17 protein-coding genes are annotated in these 16,255 nt (G+C 62.0%); 7 read left to right on the forward strand and 10 right to left on the reverse strand.

Going from position 1 to position 16,255, the window contains the following annotated elements:
* Positions 1-61: 61 nt before the first annotated feature.
* From M5B44_RS01865 to M5B44_RS01875, 3 genes are read right to left on the reverse strand one after another with little or no spacing between them, the layout of a single operon-like run.
* Positions 62-679, reverse strand: a complete 618-nt coding sequence (locus tag M5B44_RS01865; protein WP_248738069.1) for a TPM domain-containing protein — start codon at positions 677-679, stop codon at positions 62-64.
* A 28-nt stretch (positions 680-707) separates the two neighbouring features.
* The gene (locus tag M5B44_RS01870; protein ID WP_248738070.1) at positions 708-1,460 is read right to left on the reverse strand and encodes a TPM domain-containing protein; all 753 of its coding nucleotides are present in this window, start codon (positions 1,458-1,460) and stop codon (positions 708-710) included.
* A 13-nt stretch (positions 1,461-1,473) separates the two neighbouring features.
* Positions 1,474-2,082 carry a LemA family protein gene (locus M5B44_RS01875; RefSeq protein WP_085712991.1) on the reverse strand — a complete coding sequence of 203 codons (609 nt, stop codon included), beginning with the start codon at positions 2,080-2,082 and terminating at the stop codon, positions 1,474-1,476.
* Between the two features lie 259 nt (positions 2,083-2,341).
* Between M5B44_RS01875 and bglX the strand changes: the two genes are divergently transcribed.
* Complete coding sequence (bglX, locus tag M5B44_RS01880) at positions 2,342-4,633, forward strand: beta-glucosidase BglX (protein WP_248738071.1); 2,292 nt, start codon at positions 2,342-2,344, stop codon at positions 4,631-4,633.
* A 133-nt stretch (positions 4,634-4,766) separates the two neighbouring features.
* On the opposite strand, the gene M5B44_RS01885 is transcribed toward bglX, so the two are convergent.
* The 5 genes from M5B44_RS01885 to M5B44_RS01905 all read right to left on the reverse strand — a co-directional run bounded on the left by M5B44_RS01885 (position 4,767) and on the right by M5B44_RS01905 (position 8,913).
* Positions 4,767-5,924, reverse strand: a complete 1,158-nt coding sequence (locus tag M5B44_RS01885) for a phospholipase D-like domain-containing protein (protein WP_248738072.1) — start codon at positions 5,922-5,924, stop codon at positions 4,767-4,769.
* A 1-nt stretch (position 5,925) separates the two neighbouring features.
* Entirely contained in the window at positions 5,926-6,516 is a 591-nt protein-coding gene (locus tag M5B44_RS01890; protein ID WP_134825748.1) for a YceI family protein, read from the reverse strand.
* A gap of 81 nt (positions 6,517-6,597) precedes the next feature.
* Positions 6,598-6,900 (reverse strand): amidase, encoded by a 303-nt coding sequence (locus M5B44_RS01895; protein ID WP_248738073.1) that lies wholly within the window; start codon positions 6,898-6,900, stop codon positions 6,598-6,600.
* Positions 6,897-7,976: a serine hydrolase domain-containing protein gene (locus M5B44_RS01900; protein ID WP_248738074.1), complete on the reverse strand. Its 1,080-nt coding sequence runs from the start codon at positions 7,974-7,976 to the stop codon at positions 6,897-6,899. The genes M5B44_RS01895 and M5B44_RS01900 overlap by 4 nt, the downstream gene beginning before the upstream one ends.
* A gap of 31 nt (positions 7,977-8,007) precedes the next feature.
* Positions 8,008-8,913, reverse strand: coding sequence for an acyl-CoA dehydrogenase family protein (locus M5B44_RS01905; protein WP_248738075.1), 906 nt, complete (start codon positions 8,911-8,913; stop codon positions 8,008-8,010).
* A gap of 153 nt (positions 8,914-9,066) precedes the next feature.
* Between M5B44_RS01905 and olsB the strand changes: the two genes are divergently transcribed.
* On the forward strand, positions 9,067-9,822 hold the full coding sequence (gene olsB / locus M5B44_RS01910) for an L-ornithine N(alpha)-acyltransferase (RefSeq protein WP_085712985.1): 756 nt from the start codon (positions 9,067-9,069) through the stop codon (positions 9,820-9,822).
* Positions 9,822-10,616, forward strand: coding sequence for a lysophospholipid acyltransferase family protein (locus tag M5B44_RS01915; protein WP_248738076.1), 795 nt, complete (start codon positions 9,822-9,824; stop codon positions 10,614-10,616). The genes olsB and M5B44_RS01915 overlap by 1 nt, the downstream gene beginning before the upstream one ends.
* A 14-nt stretch (positions 10,617-10,630) precedes the next feature.
* On the opposite strand, the gene M5B44_RS01920 is transcribed toward M5B44_RS01915, so the two are convergent.
* Positions 10,631-11,203 carry an ACP phosphodiesterase gene (locus M5B44_RS01920; protein ID WP_114881738.1) on the reverse strand — a complete coding sequence of 191 codons (573 nt, stop codon included), beginning with the start codon at positions 11,201-11,203 and terminating at the stop codon, positions 10,631-10,633.
* 171 nt (positions 11,204-11,374) lie between these two features.
* Between M5B44_RS01920 and M5B44_RS01925 the strand changes: the two genes are divergently transcribed.
* The 3 genes from M5B44_RS01925 to M5B44_RS01935 are packed head-to-tail and all read left to right on the forward strand — an operon-like array spanning position 11,375 to position 13,957.
* Positions 11,375-11,677: an ArsR/SmtB family transcription factor gene (locus tag M5B44_RS01925; protein WP_007957866.1), complete on the forward strand. Its 303-nt coding sequence runs from the start codon at positions 11,375-11,377 to the stop codon at positions 11,675-11,677.
* Positions 11,678-11,711: 34 nt separating this feature from the next.
* Complete coding sequence (locus tag M5B44_RS01930) at positions 11,712-12,875, forward strand: MFS transporter (RefSeq protein ID WP_248738077.1); 1,164 nt, start codon at positions 11,712-11,714, stop codon at positions 12,873-12,875.
* A gap of 32 nt (positions 12,876-12,907) precedes the next feature.
* Positions 12,908-13,957, forward strand: coding sequence for an alkene reductase (locus tag M5B44_RS01935; protein ID WP_248738078.1), 1,050 nt, complete (start codon positions 12,908-12,910; stop codon positions 13,955-13,957).
* 240 nt (positions 13,958-14,197) lie between these two features.
* On the opposite strand, the gene emhR is transcribed toward M5B44_RS01935, so the two are convergent.
* Complete coding sequence (gene emhR, locus M5B44_RS01940; protein ID WP_248738079.1) at positions 14,198-14,830, reverse strand: efflux system transcriptional repressor EmhR; 633 nt, start codon at positions 14,828-14,830, stop codon at positions 14,198-14,200.
* A 267-nt stretch (positions 14,831-15,097) separates the two neighbouring features.
* On the opposite strand from emhR, the gene emhA reads away from it, so the two are divergent.
* A complete protein-coding gene (emhA, locus tag M5B44_RS01945; RefSeq protein ID WP_085712979.1) occupies positions 15,098-16,252 on the forward strand; it encodes an efflux RND transporter periplasmic adaptor subunit EmhA in 1,155 nt (384 codons plus the stop codon).
* Positions 16,253-16,255: the final 3 nt, after the last annotated feature.

Consider the following 16,255-nt stretch of genomic DNA (forward strand, 5'->3'; position numbering starts at 1 on the left):
GGGAATGGCCGCTAGTTTAGGGGGGATGGCGTTCGAGGGCACGGCTAATTTCCCGAACGGCTTATCCCAGCACCACCAGGCGATTGGGCAACTCATTCCTCACCTGCGTCACCGGCACATGCACCTTGAGCAACTCGCCGCACGCCTCGATGCAGGTCACGAACCCCTGTAACGTCTGGCCCTGGCGCACCTGCTCGGTAAACGCCGCGACAATCGCGTCCCAGCTCTTGTCGTCCAGCCGTCTGGAAATCCCTTCGTCCACCAGAATCTCCACATAGCGCTCGGCCTCGCAGACAAAAATCAGCATGCCGGTGCTACCGACCGTGTGGTGCAGGTTCTGTTCGAGAAACTGCCGCCGCGCCAGGTTCGAAGCGCGCCAGTGGCGGACATGGCGCGGAATAAGATGAGTGGTGACCCTGGGCAGACGAAACACCAGGCACAGCACGACAAAACTGATCCATTGCACCAGCAACAGGCTGTGCATGGTCAGCCAGCCGGTCAGGTAGTGCAGGACTCCCGGCACCACCAGCGCCAGCAGGCTGGCCCACAGCAACGGAATGTACGCGTAGTCATCGGCGCGGGCCGCGAGCACCGTCACCAGTTCGGCGTCGGTGTCGCGCTCGACCCGGGCGATGGCCTCGGCGACCTTGCGTTGTTCGTGTTCAGTCAGTAATGCCATGTCGTGAAGTGCCTGCTCATTATTGTTATCACCAGCCGCCGGAGGAACCGCCCCCGCCGAAACTGCCACCGCCGCCGCTGAAGCCCCCGCCTCCACCGCCGCCGCCAAAACCACCGCCACCGAAGCCGCCACCTCCTCCGGAGCCGCCCCGGCCGACGGGAAGGATACCGAGCATCTGGCAGACAAAAACAGTCAGGATGAACAACATCACCAGAAATACGAAAATTCCCGGATGCCGCGAGACAAAGTCGTCCGAAGGATCGCCGGACGATTCGTACACCGTGGACGGCTCGTCCAGCGGATTGCCGCCCAGTACCACCAGCATCGCCGCCACGCCGTCACTGATGCCCTTGCTGTAATTGCCGGCCTTGAACGCCGGCGTGATCACCTGATGGATGATCACTGAACTCTGGGCGTCGGTCAGGCGATCCTCCAGCCCATAGCCGACTTCAATGCGCAACTTGCGCTCGTCACGGGCGACGATCAGCAAGGCACCATTGTTCTTGTCCTTCTGGCCGATGCCCCAGTGCCGGCCGAGTTCAACGCCGTAGTCCTCGATGGTGGCGCCTTGCAGATTCGGCAAGGTCACGACCACCAGCTGCTCGCCAGTCGCCTGCTCATGGGCCTGCAGCTGCTGGCTCAATTGCGCGCGCACCGCCGGCTCAATCATCTGCGCATCGTCCACCACCCGCCCGGTCAGTGCAGGGAAGGTCAACTCGGCCCGGGCGCTGACGGCGAACAGCCACAGCATCAGCACCAGGCCCATCTTCAACACGCGCATGGGCATCCCCGGCTCAGAACTTCACTTCCGGCGCCTTGTCCGCGCCGGGGCTGGTGGCTTCGAAGGTCTCGCGGATCGGCAGGTCGCTGTACATCACGCTGTGCCACAGGCGACCGGGGAAGGTGCGGATTTCGGTGTTGTACTTCTGCACCGCCAGAATGAAATCCCGGCGGGCCACGGCGATACGGTTTTCGGTGCCCTCAAGTTGCGATTGCAAGGCGAGGAAGTTCTGGTTGGCCTTGAGGTCCGGATATCGTTCGGACACCACCATCAACCGACTCAAGGCACCGGTCAGCTGATCCTGGGCCTGCTGGAACTGCTTGAGTTTTTCCGGGTTGTCGAGGGTGCTGGCATCGACCTGGATCGACGTCGCCTTGGCCCGGGCCTCGACCACCGCCGTCAGCGTGGCCTCTTCATGCTTGGCATAGCCCTTCACGGTTTCCACCAGGTTGGGGATCAGGTCGGCGCGGCGCTGGTACTGGTTCTGCACCTGGCCCCAGGCGGCCTTGGCCTGCTCATCCAGGGTGGGAATGTTGTTGATGCCGCAGGCGGTCAACAACGCAGCCAGCACCAGCAAAGTGGCGACCTGCAAACGCGAGCGGTAGACGGGACTGACATTCATCGGACGGGTGCTCCCTTGCACATGACATGAAAGATCAAGCGTGAAACCTTCTGGACCGGCTCTTGGGGCATAATCGCCCGCGCTACTGGATTGCAGCGGGCCGATGGGCTAAAAAGAGGCCCTGCGCGATCACGTCGCCGAAACTGTCGACGTACATTCGGCTGTCGTTTTTGAATCAGCACCCGAACAACAATAGTCGCTCCCTAAATTTTGGCTGGCCGGCGTTGTAACGCCGTTTAGGCCCTTGAGAAAACTATTCATGAAGAAGCTGTGTTTGCTGGGCCTGTTCGTCAGCCTGGCCAGTCATCAGGTACTGGCCGCCACGACCCCGGTACCCCTGGAAAACAAGGACGCGTTCATCAGTAACCTGATGAAACAAATGACCCTCGACGAGAAGATCGGCCAGTTGCGCCTGATCAGCATCGGCCCGGAAATGCCCCGCGAGCTGATCCGCAAAGAGATCGCCGCCGGCAACATCGGTGGCACGTTCAACTCGATCACCCGCCCGGAAAACCGTCCGATGCAGGACGCTGCCATGCGCAGCCGCCTGAAGATCCCGATGTTTTTCGCGTACGACGTGATCCACGGTCACCGTACGATTTTCCCGATTCCATTGGCCCTCGCATCGAGCTGGGACATGGACGCCATCGGCCAGTCCGGGCGCATCGCCGCCAAAGAGGCGGCGTCCGACAGCCTCGACATCACCTTCGCGCCGATGGTCGACATCTCCCGCGACCCGCGCTGGGGCCGCAGCTCCGAAGGTTTCGGTGAAGACACCTACCTGACCTCGCGCATCGCCAAAGTCATGGTCAAGGCCTATCAGGGCGACACGCCGAGCGCGGCCGACAGCATCATGGCCAGCGTCAAGCACTTCGCCCTGTACGGCGCGGTCGAGGGTGGTCGCGACTACAACACCGTGGACATGAGCCCGGTGAAGATGTACCAGGATTACCTGCCGCCGTACCGTGCCGCCATCGATGCCGGCGCCGGCGGCGTGATGGTCGCGCTGAACTCGATCAACGGCATCCCGGCCACCGCCAACACCTGGCTGATGAACGACCTGTTGCGCAAGGAATGGGGCTTCAAGGGCCTGGCGGTCAGCGACCACGGCGCGATCTTCGAACTGATCAAGCACGGCGTCGCCGCCGACGGTCGCGAAGCGGCGAAGCTGGCGATCAAGGCCGGCATCGACATGAGCATGAACGACACCCTGTACGGCAAAGAGCTGCCGGGGCTGCTCAAGTCCGGCGAAATCGAACAGAAAGACATCGACAACGCCGTACGTGAAGTCCTCGCCGCCAAGTACGACATGGGCCTGTTCAAGGATCCGTACCTGCGCATCGGCAAGGCTGAAGACGATCCGGCGGACACCTACGCCGACAGCCGACTGCACCGCGCCGACGCCCGCGAAGTGGCGCGTCGCAGCCTGGTGCTGCTGAAGAATCAGAACGAAACCCTGCCGCTGAAGAAAACCGCGAAAGTCGCGCTGGTCGGCCCGCTGGCCAAGGCCCCGATCGACATGATGGGCAGCTGGGCCGCTGCCGGCCGTCCGGCGCAATCGGTGACCCTGTTCGACGGCATGAGCAACGTGATCGGCGACAAGGCGAACCTGATCTACGCCCGTGGTGCCAACATCACCAGCGACAAGAAAGTCCTCGACTACCTGAACTTCCTCAACTTCGATGCGCCGGAAGTGGTCGATGACCCGCGTCCGGCCAACGTGTTGATCGACGAAGCGGTGAAAGCCGCCAAGGATGCAGACGTAGTGGTCGCAGCCGTGGGCGAATCCCGTGGCATGTCCCACGAATCGTCGAGCCGTACCGACCTGAACATCCCGGAAAACCAGCGTGAGCTGATCCGCGCCCTGAAAGCCACCGGCAAGCCGCTGGTGCTGGTGCTGATGAACGGCCGTCCGCTGACGATCCTTCAGGAGAAAGAACAGGCTGACGCGATCCTGGAAACCTGGTTCAGCGGCACCGAAGGCGGCAACGCCATCGCTGATGTGCTGTTCGGCGACTACAACCCGTCGGGCAAACTGCCGGTGACCTTCCCGCGTTCCGTGGGCCAGATCCCGACCTACTACAATCACCTGAGCATTGGCCGGCCGTTCACGCCAGGCAAACCAGGCAACTACACCTCGCAGTATTTCGATGACACCACCGGGCCGCTGTTCCCGTTCGGTTTCGGTCTGAGCTACACCGATTTCGCCCTGAGCGACATGGCGCTGTCGTCGACCACCCTGAACGCCACCGGCAAGCTCGACGCCAGTGTCACGGTGAAAAACACCGGCAAGCGTGACGGCGAAACCGTGGTGCAGCTGTATATCCAGGACGTCACCGGTTCGATGATCCGTCCGGTCAAGGAACTGAAGAACTTCCAGAAAATCATGCTCAAGGCCGGCGAGCAGAAAGTCGTGCACTTCACCATCAGCGAAGATGACCTGAAGTTCTACAACGCCCAGCTCAAGTACGCGGCCGAGCCTGGCAAGTTCAACGTGCAGATCGGCCTGGACTCCCAGGACGTGACGCAGCAGAGTTTTGAGTTGCTGTAACTATCAGGCAACGCACATACCCTTTGTGGGAGCGAGCCTGCTCGCGAATGCTGTTCATCAGTCACATCAACGCTGACTGGTACACCGCTTTCGCGAGCAGGCTCGCTCCCACATTGTTTTTTGGGGACGGCTGCTAACCGCGTCTATCCAGGATATTGACCACCACCCGATCCACCCAGCCCCAGATCCGCTGCTTCACCCGCCGCCACAACGGCCGGCGCTGCCATTCCTCCAGACTCACCTGCTGACTCAGGCCGAAGTCCTTCTCGAAACTCGCCACCACCGCTGCCGTCAGTGACGGATCCAGTGCCTCCAGATTCGCCTCAAGATTGAAGCGCAAATTCCAGTGGTCGAAGTTGCACGAACCGATGCTCACCCAATCGTCCACCAGCACCATTTTCAGGTGCAGGAAACACGGCTGGTATTCGAAGATCTTCACCCCGGCCTTGAGCAGGCGCGGGTAGTAGCGATGCCCGGCGTAACGCACCGACGGGTGATCGGTGCGCGGCCCGGTCAGCAGCAGCCGCACGTCGAGGCCACGGGCGGCGGCCTTGCGCAGGGAGCGGCGGATTTTCCAGGTTGGCAGAAAGTACGGCGTGGCCAGCCAGATGCGCTTCTGGCCACTGTTCAGAGCACGGAACAGTGATTGCAGAATGTCGCGATGCTGGCGCGCATCGGCATAGGCCACGCGGCCCATGCCCTCGCCCGTGTCGGGTACGCGCGGCAGTCGTGGCAGGCCGAAATTCGCATGGGGTTTCCAGGCCCGGCGATGGCGGTTGGCAATCCATTGGCGGTCAAACAGCAACTGCCAGTCGAGCACCAGGGGGCCGGTGATGTGCACCATCACTTCGTGCCATTCGCTGGTGTCGTGGCCCGGCTGCCAGAATTCGTCGGTGAGCCCGGTGCCGCCGACCACCGCCAGACGCTGGTCGACCAGCAACAGTTTGCGGTGATCGCGATAGAAATTGCCGACCCAGCGCCGCCAGCTCAAGCGATTGTAGAAACGCAGCTCGACCCCGGCGAGGGTCAGGCGCTGACGCAGGGTCAGAGTGAGCGCGAGACTGCCGTAATCATCGAACAGGCAACGCACCCGCACGCCCCGCTCGGCAGCCAGCACCAGCGCCTGAATCACGGTTTCGGCGCAGGCGCCGGCCTCCACCAGATACAGCTCAAGTTCGATCTGCTCACGAGCGCTGGCGATTTCCTCCAATATGCGCGGGAAGAATTGCGGACCGTCGATCAACAGTTCGAAGCGATTGCCATCCCGCCACGGGAACACTGCGCCGCGCATGTCAGCGCGCCGTGAAGATCAGCACCGCACCCACCGGCACCGACAGACTGATGGCCGACAAGCCGGCCATTTTGCGCAGGTTTTCCAGGCCCGGCAGCAGATCGAAATCCTCGGCGCTGATCACCAGCGGCTCCAGGGTCACCACTTGAAAGCGTCGGTCATCGAGGCGCGTGGCGAGCAGTTCGGCGGGGTATTCGTGCTGTTTGCCGTGCAGGTTGACGGTCAGCGGCAGGCGCAATTCAAGCTGCGCGCCGGGGGCCAGATCGTTGATCGGGCGCAGGTCGATTTGCGTGGTGATGGTCGCTTCGGGGAATTGCTCGATCTGGAACAGTTCCTTGCGCATGCGCTCGTCGCGCAGCGGGATGCCGCTGTTGATCGAATCCAGCTCGACCTCGACTTCGGCGCGGCCATCGGGATCGACCTTGCCGTGCAGCACCAGAAAGCGCTGCACTTCAGAAATATTGGCGTTTTTCGTGCTGACGAACGACAGCCGCGATGACTCACCGTCCAGATACCAGTTGGCCTGGGCCGGCAGCGCAGCGGCGCCCAGCAGCAGGCCGGCGAAGGCGTTGCACAGAGAACGGTTGAACATTGAAGACTCGTGGGGCCGATAAACCTGCACGAACCTTAACTGCCTGAAGCCGGGATGCAAACCGGTAGTTGATTTTGCGGATCAGGGCTTGAGGCGACAGCCCTGACGCTCGCCCTGCCATTGGGCGCTGTTGGTACGGCCCATGCCACTGGCGCTGACGAGTTTTTGTGCGCTGTCATCGGTCAGTTCACCGGGCAACCACTGCTTCACGTAGCCTCGGCAATACTCCGCGTCATTGTTCATCACGTAGCGGCACGAACAGTATTCCTTGGCGGTGTAGGCACTGATGATGTCGGGGAAGGCCCACAGGTTCTCGCGCTCGTGCCAGCACCAGCCCAGCAGCACGACCAGCAACACCAACAGGATGCGTCTGAACAGTTTCATGGCCGCACCGCCGCGAGCACGCGCTTGAGCAATTCGTTGTGGCGATAGCTGCCGTCGCGATCATCGCCGTAGCGCACGATCACCAGTTTTTCACTCGGGATCACGTACAACGCCTGGCCCCAATGGCCGAGGGCGGCGAAGGTGTCGGGCGGTGCGTCGGGCCACGGCGAGGCGGCGCCATCCGCCGGGCGATTGAGCCACCAGTGGCCGCCGGGCACGGCTTCGTCCTGGTGAGCCTTGTAGCCGGTGAAGGACTGGCGGTTGAACGCGACCCAGTCCTTGGGCAACAACTGCCGGTCGTTCCAGCGTCCGTCCCGTTCCATCAGCAGGCCGATTCGCGCCAGATCCCGGGCCGTCAGATAGGCATAGGAAGACGCGACGAAAGTGCCCGTGGCATCGGTTTCCCAGGTGGCGTGGCGGATGCCCAACGGATCGAAAAGCGCTGTCCACGGATAGTCCGGATAGCGCTGCGGGCCGACGATGGTTTTCAGCGCGGCGGCCAACAGATTGCTGTCGCCGCTGGAATAGCGGAACGCCTGCCCCGCTGGCGCGTAGCTGTCGTGATAGGCGGTGAAAGCGGCCATGTCACGGTGGCCACGGGTGTAGAGCATCGCCACCACCGAAGATTTCAGTGGGGCGTATTCGTAGTCTTCCTGCCAGTCGATGCCCGAGGCCCAGTGCAGCAGATCCTTGATCGTGATGGCCGGGTGTTTTTCCAGCACCGGATAATATTTTGCGGCCGGGTCATCGAGTTTGAACAAGCCTTCGCCATAGGCCACGCCGAACACCGTGGCCATCAGGCTTTTGCTGATCGACCAGGTCAGGTGTGGGGTGTCGGCGGTGGTCGAGGCGGCGTAGCGTTCGTAGATGAGCTGACCGTCGCGGATCACCAGCAAGGCATCGGTGCGGATGCCTTTACGGGTGTTGTCATCGCGGGTCGGGAAGGCATAGGCCTCCAATGCCTCGACGGCCGGGCCGGTGAGTTTCGGGCCGGTCGGCCACTGCTCGCCCGGCCATTGTTCGGCCTGAACCGTGAAGCTGATCAGCAGCAGAAACAGGGACAGGCCTTTGAACATGGTGAGGGCTCTGGGGATGAACCTGCCAAGACTAGCCGGCGTTCATGACAGATGTGTTTTGGCTTGCTGCCAGCGCCTTGGCCAGCCGTTTGGCCCGTGCGCCCGCTGCCAGTTGCATCAGTGCCTGGTCGCGCTGCCACATCGCCGCCCACTCCGGATGACTGTCGCGCAATGCCTGATCGACCTCCGGTTTAAGTCCGTCGAACTGGGCAAACAAGCCACCGAGCAACACATGCCCCGCCGGATTGTTCGGCGGCTGGCGACTGACTTCCGCGCACCCGGCCAACAGCGCCAGCAAGCGCAATTGCAGCGGCTGCGGCCAGCCGCTGTCCTGACCGACGCCGTACAGCCATGCGGTCATTGCGCTCAACACGTAAACGTCTTCAAGGGTGCGGAACGGTTTGACGTAAGCGTCCCAACCGTCCCCGGCGAGAAGTTCGCACAGAGCGTCGTCGAGGTACAAGCGGCCATGGCTGATGTCCGGCATCAACGGCAGCGCCGGGAGTTTTTCCACGCGCACGCCGGATTCGCCGGGGTACACCACCGCCAGGCTCAGGCGCGGTGATTCACCGGGTTGCTCACTGCGGGCGGCGATCAGCAGCCAGTCCGCCGCGTCGCCGGCGGTGACGAAATCCTTTTGCCCGTTGAGGCGCAAATCCGTGAGCCGGGTCTGCATGTCCGCCGGTCGCAGACTGCGCTGTTCGGTCGCGCACAACGCGCCGAGGCTCGGCGGCGCGCTCGGCCAGAGCATGCGCAACGCCGCCTGATACCCCACCAGAAACGCCAGCCCCGGCGTCGCCATCCGCCGCCCTCCCGCCACCGCCAGTTCGAACGGCGTAACGCTGCCCAGTTGATGCAGCAGCGTGGCGAAACCCTCCGCCAGATCGGCAACGGCGGGCAGGCGTTCGCGACATTCAAGCAGGGTCGACCAGGTCATCAGAGGCTCCTCGTGGGCTGTCATATAAGCATCACCAAACATTCATGGCGATGACACCGGGGCTACATAGCCTGACTTTGCACAACACAGCTGCATAAAGAAAGTCGATCGGCTGTAACCCACGACGGGTTAAAGGCCCGTACGGAGATTCAAATGACTCAGATCGCCCGCATCAGCGACACCGGCAATGAACGCCGCCTGCAAGCCGAACGCCTGATCGGCGCCGAGGCCTTGCAGCAAGCCCAGGCCTTGCGTTTCAACGTGTTCAGCGGCGAGTTCAACGCCAAGCTGAAAGGCGCGGAACTGGGTCTGGACATGGATGACTATGATGTTCACTGCAGCCACATCGGCGTGCGTGACCTGAACACCGGCCGCCTGGTGGCGACCACCCGCTTGCTCGATCACACCGCCGCCAGCAGCCTGGGCAAGTTCTACAGTGAAGAAGAATTCAGCCTGCACGGCCTCGCCGGTCTGCAAGGCCCGATCCTGGAAATCGGTCGCACCTGCGTCGACCCGGCCTACCGCAACGGCGGCACCATCGCCGTGCTTTGGGGTGAACTGGCCGAAGTCCTCAATCAGGGCGGCTATAGCTATCTGATGGGTTGCGCGAGCATTCCGATGCAGGACGGCGGCGTGCAGGCCCACGCGATCATGCAGCGCCTGCGCGAACGTTACCTGTGCACCGAACACCTGCGCGCCGAGCCGAAGAATCCGCTGCCAACGCTGGATCTTCCTTCGAACGTGATCGCCGAAATGCCACCGCTGCTCAAGGCCTACATGCGCCTGGGCGCAAAGATCTGCGGCGAGCCGTGCTGGGACGAAGACTTCCAGGTCGCCGACGTGTTCATCCTGCTCAAGCGCGACGAACTCTGCCCGCGCTACGCCAAGCACTTCAAGGCGGCCGTGTGATGTGCCGGCTGCGGGTGTACGCGCGGATTGCGCGGGTGCTGCTGGTGGTGACGCTGGGCTTGAGCATGGCCAGTGTCTTCGGGGTTTTCGAACGTCTGGGGCTGGCCCACTCGATGCAACGCCGGCAGCGCTGGTCGCGGTTTTTCATGGCGCGCCTGAGCAATGCCCTGCCCTTTCGCGTGACCGTCCACGGTGAGCTGCCGAAGCAGCCGATGCTATGGGTGAGCAACCATGTGTCGTGGACTGACATTCCGCTGCTCGGCATGCTCACGCCGCTGTCGTTTCTGTCCAAGGCCGAAGTGCGCACCTGGCCGGTGGCCGGCTGGCTGGCGGCGAAGGCCGGCAGCCTGTTCATCCGTCGCGGTTCGGGCGACAGCCAGTTGATCCGCAAGCAGATGACCCGTCACCTGCAAACCGATCATCCGCTGCTGATGTTCCCGGAAGGCACCACCACCGACGGTCGCTCGCTGCGTACCTTTCATGGTCGTCTGCTGTCGGCGGCGATTGATTCCGAAGTGATGCTGCAACCGGTGGCGATCCGTTATCTGCGCGATGGCGAGATCGATTCGCTGGCACCGTTCATTGGTGACGATGATCTGCTGTCGCACCTGATGCGTCTGTTCAGCAACGATTGCGGCGATGTGGAAGTTCACCTGCTCAAGCCGATTGCCTGTCAGGGTCGGGAGCGCGCTGCACTGGCGTACGAAGCCCAGCAGGCGGTGCAGAAAGCGTTGTTCGGCGAGGTGGCCAAACCGGCCGAACCGCGTCGTGCAGGCGAGCTGATCGCTGCCTGATCGTCATCCTCTGCCTACAACTGCCGGCCTGCGAAGTCCTGCAGTTGTGGGTAGAACAAGCGAAAGTCGTCACTGAGCGGTTCATACAACCGCCGCAATTCCTGCATCGCTCCCGCCAGTTCTTCAGGTTTGCTCAGGCGCCGGGAAATCCCGCGCAGCACCTGTTCCAGCACTTCGAATTCCTGATACGAACCCAACCAGTCATTGGCCACCATGTGCGGGGCGATCTTCGCCAGGCGCTCGGGCAATTGCCGCTCGCTGGAGAGCACGCGGTAAACGTCGGTGGTGAATTGCCCCAGCGGCCGGTCGGCATAGAGCGTCCAGTCTCGGGCCAGGCAATGGTCAAAAAACACGTCGAGAACGATGCCGGCGTAACGGCGGCGGGTCGTGGAAAAACGCGCCAGTGAAGCGTCCACCAACGGGTGGCGATCGGTGAACACGTCAATCTGACGATGCAGGGCAATCGCCGCTTCGATCTCCGGATCGAACTGCCCTTGCAGCCGTCCCTTGACGAAATCGCCATACAGACTGCCGAGCAGTTGACCGGGGCGCTGGCCACCGAGGTGCAAATGTGCGAGATAGTTCATGGGCGCAGCTTAGCACCGCGCCCGCGTTTGTTTACACCTCACATATCGTTATAACCCGATATACCGATTTATGCGGTCGTCAGATCGAATTCATATTGGTATATCGCGAAATACCGATTTAAAGTTCGCCTCATCGCGATATAGCGCTACACACATCACGAGCAACCAGCCATGAACATTGACCTCGACGAAATAATAAAAGCCCTGGCACACCCAGTACGGCGAGACATCCTCAACTGGCTGAAAGACCCGAAAGCCCAGTTTCCGGAACAGATCCACAACCACGAGTACGGCATCTGCGCCGGGCAGATCGACCAACGCTGCGGCCTGTCGCAATCGACCGTTTCCGCCCACCTGGCCACCCTGCAACGGGCAGGACTGATCAGTAGCCAGAAAGCCGGCCAGTGGCATTTTTTCAAACGCAACGAGGACGTGATCCAGGCGTTCCTCAGCACCCTCAGTAAAGAGCTCTGACCCTTAACGTCAGCCAGCCGAAAAGGACTAAATGATGCCCCTCTCGCTCCTCATACTCGCCCTGAGCGCCTTCGCCATCGGCACCACGGAATTCGTCATCATGGGCCTGTTGCCCGATGTGGCGGCGGATCTCGGCGTGTCGATCCCCGGCGCCGGCTGGCTGGTGACCGGTTACGCTCTGGGCGTGGCCATCGGTGCACCGTTCATGGCGATGGCCACCGCCAAACTGCCGCGCAAGGCTGCATTGGTGGCGTTGATGGGCATCTTCATTATCGGCAACCTGCTCTGCGCCATCGCCACTGACTATGAGGTGCTGATGTTCGCCCGAGTGGTCACCGCCCTGTGCCACGGTGCGTTCTTCGGCATCGGTTCGGTGGTCGCGGCCAACCTGGTGGCACCGAACAAACGTGCTTCGGCCGTGGCCCTGATGTTCACCGGCCTGACCCTGGCCAACGTGTTGGGCGTACCGCTGGGCACCGCGCTCGGTCAGGAAGCCGGCTGGCGCTCGACCTTCTGGGCAGTGACCGTGATCGGTGTGATCGCGCTGATCGGCCTGATCCGCTTCCTGCCGGCCAAGCGCGACGAAGAGAAACTCGACATGCGCGCCGAACTGGCCGCACTCAAGGGCGCCGGGATCTGGCTGTCCTTGAGCATGACTGCACTGTTCGCCGCCTCGGTGTTCACCCTGTTCACTTACGTCGCGCCGCTGCTGGGCGATGTCACCGGCGTCTCGCCCCGTGGCGTGACCTGGACCCTGATGCTGATCGGCCTGGGCCTGACCGTCGGCAACATCATCGGCGGCAAGATGGCCGACAAAGGCCTGGCCGCGACGCTGATCGGCGTGTTTATCGCCATGGCCGTGACCTCCACCGTCCTGACCTGGACCAGCATTGCGCTGATCCCGACCGAAATCACCCTGTTCCTCTGGGCCACCGCATGTTTCGCCGCCGTGCCTGCCCTGCAAGTGAACGTCGTGACCTACGGCCAGGCCGCACCGAACCTGGTGTCGACCTTGAACATCGGCGCCTTCAACGTCGGCAACGCTCTGGGCGCCTGGGTCGGCGGCAGCGTCATCGCCCACGGCTACGGCCTGACCAGCGTGCCTCTGGCTGCCGCAGTACTCGCGATCCTGGCCCTGCTGGTCACCCTGATCACATTCCGCCGGAACGGTAATCCCGAACTGGCCACCGCTAACTGATTCACTCACTTACTTCACGAGGGTTGTATCTCATGGCAACAATTTTCGATCCGATCAAACTGGGCGACCTCGAGCTGTCCAACCGCATCATCATGGCGCCGCTGACCCGCTGCCGCGCCGACGAAGGCCGCGTACCGAACGCGCTGATGGCCGAGTACTACGTACAACGCGCCTCGGCCGGCCTGATCCTCAGCGAAGCCACTTCGGTGACCCCGATGGGCGTCGGCTACCCGGACACCCCGGGCATCTGGTCCAACGATCAGGTGCGTGGCTGGACCAACGTGACCAAGGCTGTCCACGCCGCCGGTGGCAAGATCGTCCTGCAACTGTGGCACGTCGGGCGGATTTCCCACCCGTCGTACCTGAACGGCGAAACCCCGGTCGCCCCGAGCGCCATCCAGCCTAAAGGCCATGTCAGCCTGGTTCGCCCTCTGGCCGACTTCCCGACGCCACGCGCGCTGGAAACCGCTGAAATCGCCGACATTGTCGACGCCTACCGCGTCGGTGCGGAAAACGCCAAGGCCGCCGGTTTCGACGGCGTGGAAATCCACGGCGCCAACGGCTACCTGCTCGACCAGTTCCTGCAAAGCAGCACCAACCAGCGCACCGACAACTACGGCGGTTCCCTGGAAAACCGTGCCCGCCTGCTGCTGGAAGTGACCGACGCGGCCATCGAAGTCTGGGGCGCCGGCCGTGTCGGCGTACACCTGGCTCCGCGTGCCGACTCCCATGACATGGGCGACGACAACCTGGCCGAAACCTTCACCTACGTCGCTCGCGAACTGGGCAAGCGTGGCATCGCCTTCATCTGCTCCCGCGAAAAAGAAGGTGCCGACAGCCTCGGCCCGCAACTGAAAGAAGCCTTCGGCGGCGCGTACATCGCCAACGAGCGCTTCACCAAGGACAGCGCCAACGCGTGGCTGGCCGAAGGCAAGGCTGACGCCGTGGCGTTCGGCATCCCGTTCATCGCCAACCCGGACCTGCCGGCCCGTCTGAAGTCCGACGCGCCGCTGAACCAGCCGCACCCGGAAACCTTCTACGGCAAAGGCGCAGTCGGTTACCTCGACTACCCGACGCTGTAAATCGCACCGCAGAAACGCAAAAAGCCCCCGACTCGTGAGAATCGGGGGCTTTTTATTGGGCGCGGGGTTCGCGAATCGCTCACAGGTTTGACACAAAATCCCTACAAAATACGTAGTTCGCTACGTATCAACTCGATGGGTTGAGGTATATAAAAGCAATCCACTGCGGCGAGGCGAACGAACAGGGATCTTCATCCGCCTCCTTCATTGACACAACCAGATCCAATTACGCATTTTGTTTCATTTGCGCAGGCTTGGGCTCAGGCGCAGCATATCCAGCCCTGTATCGACCCAGCGCTCGGCTTCGGCGTACAGCTCGAAGCTGTCCGGGGCCAGCAGCCACTGATACAGGATGCCATCGATAAAGGCGTGAATGCTGATGGCAGCGCGGGCGGTGTCGAGGTCCGCCGGCAGTTGCCCACGATTGACCGCATTACTCAATGTCAGCGCGATCCGCACATTGCAATCGAGGCTGGCGGTCCGGCGCTGTTGGCGCAGGTCGCACATTTCATCGGTGAACTCGCACTTATGAAACAGAATTTCGTTGATACGCCGGGTCTTCGGGTCCAGCGCAACTTGATGAAACAAATGAATCAGCAGCTTGCGCATGCAGCCCAGCGGGTGGGGTTCGTCCTCGCTTTCGCTGGCCTTGGCCAGTTCATCCAGCGGCTCGTGCAGCGTATCGAGCATCGCCTGCAGCAAATCGGCCTTGTTGCTGAAGTGCCAGTAGATGGCACCCCGCGTCACGCCGGCCAGGCTCGCGATATCGGAGAGCGTGGTGCGGGCCACTCCCCTCTCGAAGAAAGCTTTTTCGGCGGCTTCCAGAATCTGGCTTCGCGTTTCCTGAGCTTCCTCTTTGGTACGACGAACCATGGCAGTAAAACCTCAAACAGGATGTTTCAGGGATGGCTGAATATCCGCTGAATAAAAAGGGGTGGATCTCTCGCGGATCGACTCCCCCGGCCTACAATTTCAGACCTTGCCACGACCTTTGTAACCGGTTGGGTACGCAGCCAAGGTGTTTACAAACAACCATGAACGTAAGTATATTCCTTAGCAAGCTACTTATCCACCCGGTAACCTTTTTTTACCCTTCCACACTTCTTGTGCGCTTTTCGCGCGCCTGACCCGAGGATCTTCATGCAATTCAAGCCAGCTGTTACCGCTCTGGTCACTGCCGTCGCCCTGGCATCGCTGCTCAGCGGATGTAAAAAGGAAGAGGCGGCTCCCGCCGCACCACCTCCTCAGGTCGGCGTCGTCACCCTGCAACCACAAGCCTTTACCCTGACATCGGAACTTCCGGGCCGCACCAGTGCGTTCCGCATCGCTGAAGTCCGTCCGCAGGTCAACGGCATCATTCTCAAGCGTCTCTTCAAGGAAGGCGGCGATGTCAAAGCCGGCCAGCAGCTGTATCAGATCGATCCGTCGGTCTATGAAGCGACCCTGAAAAGCGCCGAAGCCAACCTGCGTTCGACCAAGTCGATCTCCGATCGCTACAAGCAGCTGGTCGACGAGCAGGCCGTGAGCCGTCAGGAATACGACACGGCCGTGTCCAACCGCCTGCAATCGGAAGCTTCGCTGCAGAGCGCGCAGATCAACGTGCGTTACACCAAGGTCTACGCGCCGATCTCCGGTCGTATCGGCCGTTCTTCGGTCACCGAAGGCGCGCTGGTCAGCAGCGGTCAGGCCGATGCGATGGCGACCATCCAGCAACTGGACCCGATCTATGTCGACGTGACGCAGTCCTCGGTCGAACTGCTGGAGCTGCGCCGTGAACTGGAAAGCGGTCGCCTGCAGAAGGCTGGTGACAACGCCGCTGCGGTCAAGCTGACCCTGGAAGACGGCAGCCAGTACAAGCTCGACGGTAAGCTGGAATTCTCCGAAGTGTCGGTCGACCCGACCACCGGCTCCGTGACCCTGCGCGCCGTGTTCCCGAACCCGGATCACACCCTGTTGCCCGGCATGTTCGTCCGCGCCCAACTGCAGGCCGGTGTCAACGCCGCCGCTATCCTGGCGCCGCAACAAGGCGTGACCCGTGACCTCAAGGGCACCCCGACCGCTCTGGTCGTCGGTGCGGACAACAAGGTCGAACTGCGTCAACTCAAGGCCAGCCGCACCGTCGGCAGCCAGTGGCTGATCGAAGACGGCCTGAAAGCCGGCGATCGCCTGATCACCGAAGGGCTGCAGTTCGTGCGTCCGGGTGTTCAGGTCAATCCGACCGAAGCGACCAACGTAGCCAAGAACCCGGCACCCGCCAAGGCAGCTGACAAGGCCTACGGCGGCAAAGGGGAGTAACTC

The organism is Pseudomonas sp. MWU12-2029, from assembly GCF_023242425.1.
Taxonomy (GTDB): domain Bacteria; phylum Pseudomonadota; class Gammaproteobacteria; order Pseudomonadales; family Pseudomonadaceae; genus Aquipseudomonas; species Aquipseudomonas kribbensis.

Excerpts from the sequence above, each read along its gene's own strand:
- M5B44_RS01865 (WP_248738069.1), bottom strand. The coding sequence starts at position 679 with ATGGCATTACTGACTGAACACGAACAACGCAAGGTCGCCGAGGCCATC.
- M5B44_RS01870 (WP_248738070.1), bottom strand. The coding sequence starts at position 1,460 with ATGCGCGTGTTGAAGATGGGCCTGGTGCTGATGCTGTGGCTGTTCGCC.
- M5B44_RS01875 (WP_085712991.1), bottom strand. The coding sequence starts at position 2,082 with ATGAATGTCAGTCCCGTCTACCGCTCGCGTTTGCAGGTCGCCACTTTG.
- bglX (WP_248738071.1), top strand. The coding sequence starts at position 2,342 with ATGAAGAAGCTGTGTTTGCTGGGCCTGTTCGTCAGCCTGGCCAGTCAT.
- M5B44_RS01885 (WP_248738072.1), bottom strand. The coding sequence starts at position 5,924 with ATGCGCGGCGCAGTGTTCCCGTGGCGGGATGGCAATCGCTTCGAACTG.
- M5B44_RS01890 (WP_134825748.1), bottom strand. The coding sequence starts at position 6,516 with ATGTTCAACCGTTCTCTGTGCAACGCCTTCGCCGGCCTGCTGCTGGGC.
- M5B44_RS01895 (WP_248738073.1), bottom strand. The coding sequence starts at position 6,900 with ATGAAACTGTTCAGACGCATCCTGTTGGTGTTGCTGGTCGTGCTGCTG.
- M5B44_RS01900 (WP_248738074.1), bottom strand. The coding sequence starts at position 7,976 with ATGTTCAAAGGCCTGTCCCTGTTTCTGCTGCTGATCAGCTTCACGGTT.
- M5B44_RS01905 (WP_248738075.1), bottom strand. The coding sequence starts at position 8,913 with ATGACCTGGTCGACCCTGCTTGAATGTCGCGAACGCCTGCCCGCCGTT.
- olsB (WP_085712985.1), top strand. The coding sequence starts at position 9,067 with ATGACTCAGATCGCCCGCATCAGCGACACCGGCAATGAACGCCGCCTG.
- M5B44_RS01915 (WP_248738076.1), top strand. The coding sequence starts at position 9,822 with ATGTGCCGGCTGCGGGTGTACGCGCGGATTGCGCGGGTGCTGCTGGTG.
- M5B44_RS01920 (WP_114881738.1), bottom strand. The coding sequence starts at position 11,203 with ATGAACTATCTCGCACATTTGCACCTCGGTGGCCAGCGCCCCGGTCAA.
- M5B44_RS01925 (WP_007957866.1), top strand. The coding sequence starts at position 11,375 with ATGAACATTGACCTCGACGAAATAATAAAAGCCCTGGCACACCCAGTA.
- M5B44_RS01930 (WP_248738077.1), top strand. The coding sequence starts at position 11,712 with ATGCCCCTCTCGCTCCTCATACTCGCCCTGAGCGCCTTCGCCATCGGC.
- M5B44_RS01935 (WP_248738078.1), top strand. The coding sequence starts at position 12,908 with ATGGCAACAATTTTCGATCCGATCAAACTGGGCGACCTCGAGCTGTCC.
- emhR (WP_248738079.1), bottom strand. The coding sequence starts at position 14,830 with ATGGTTCGTCGTACCAAAGAGGAAGCTCAGGAAACGCGAAGCCAGATT.
- emhA (WP_085712979.1), top strand. The coding sequence starts at position 15,098 with ATGCAATTCAAGCCAGCTGTTACCGCTCTGGTCACTGCCGTCGCCCTG.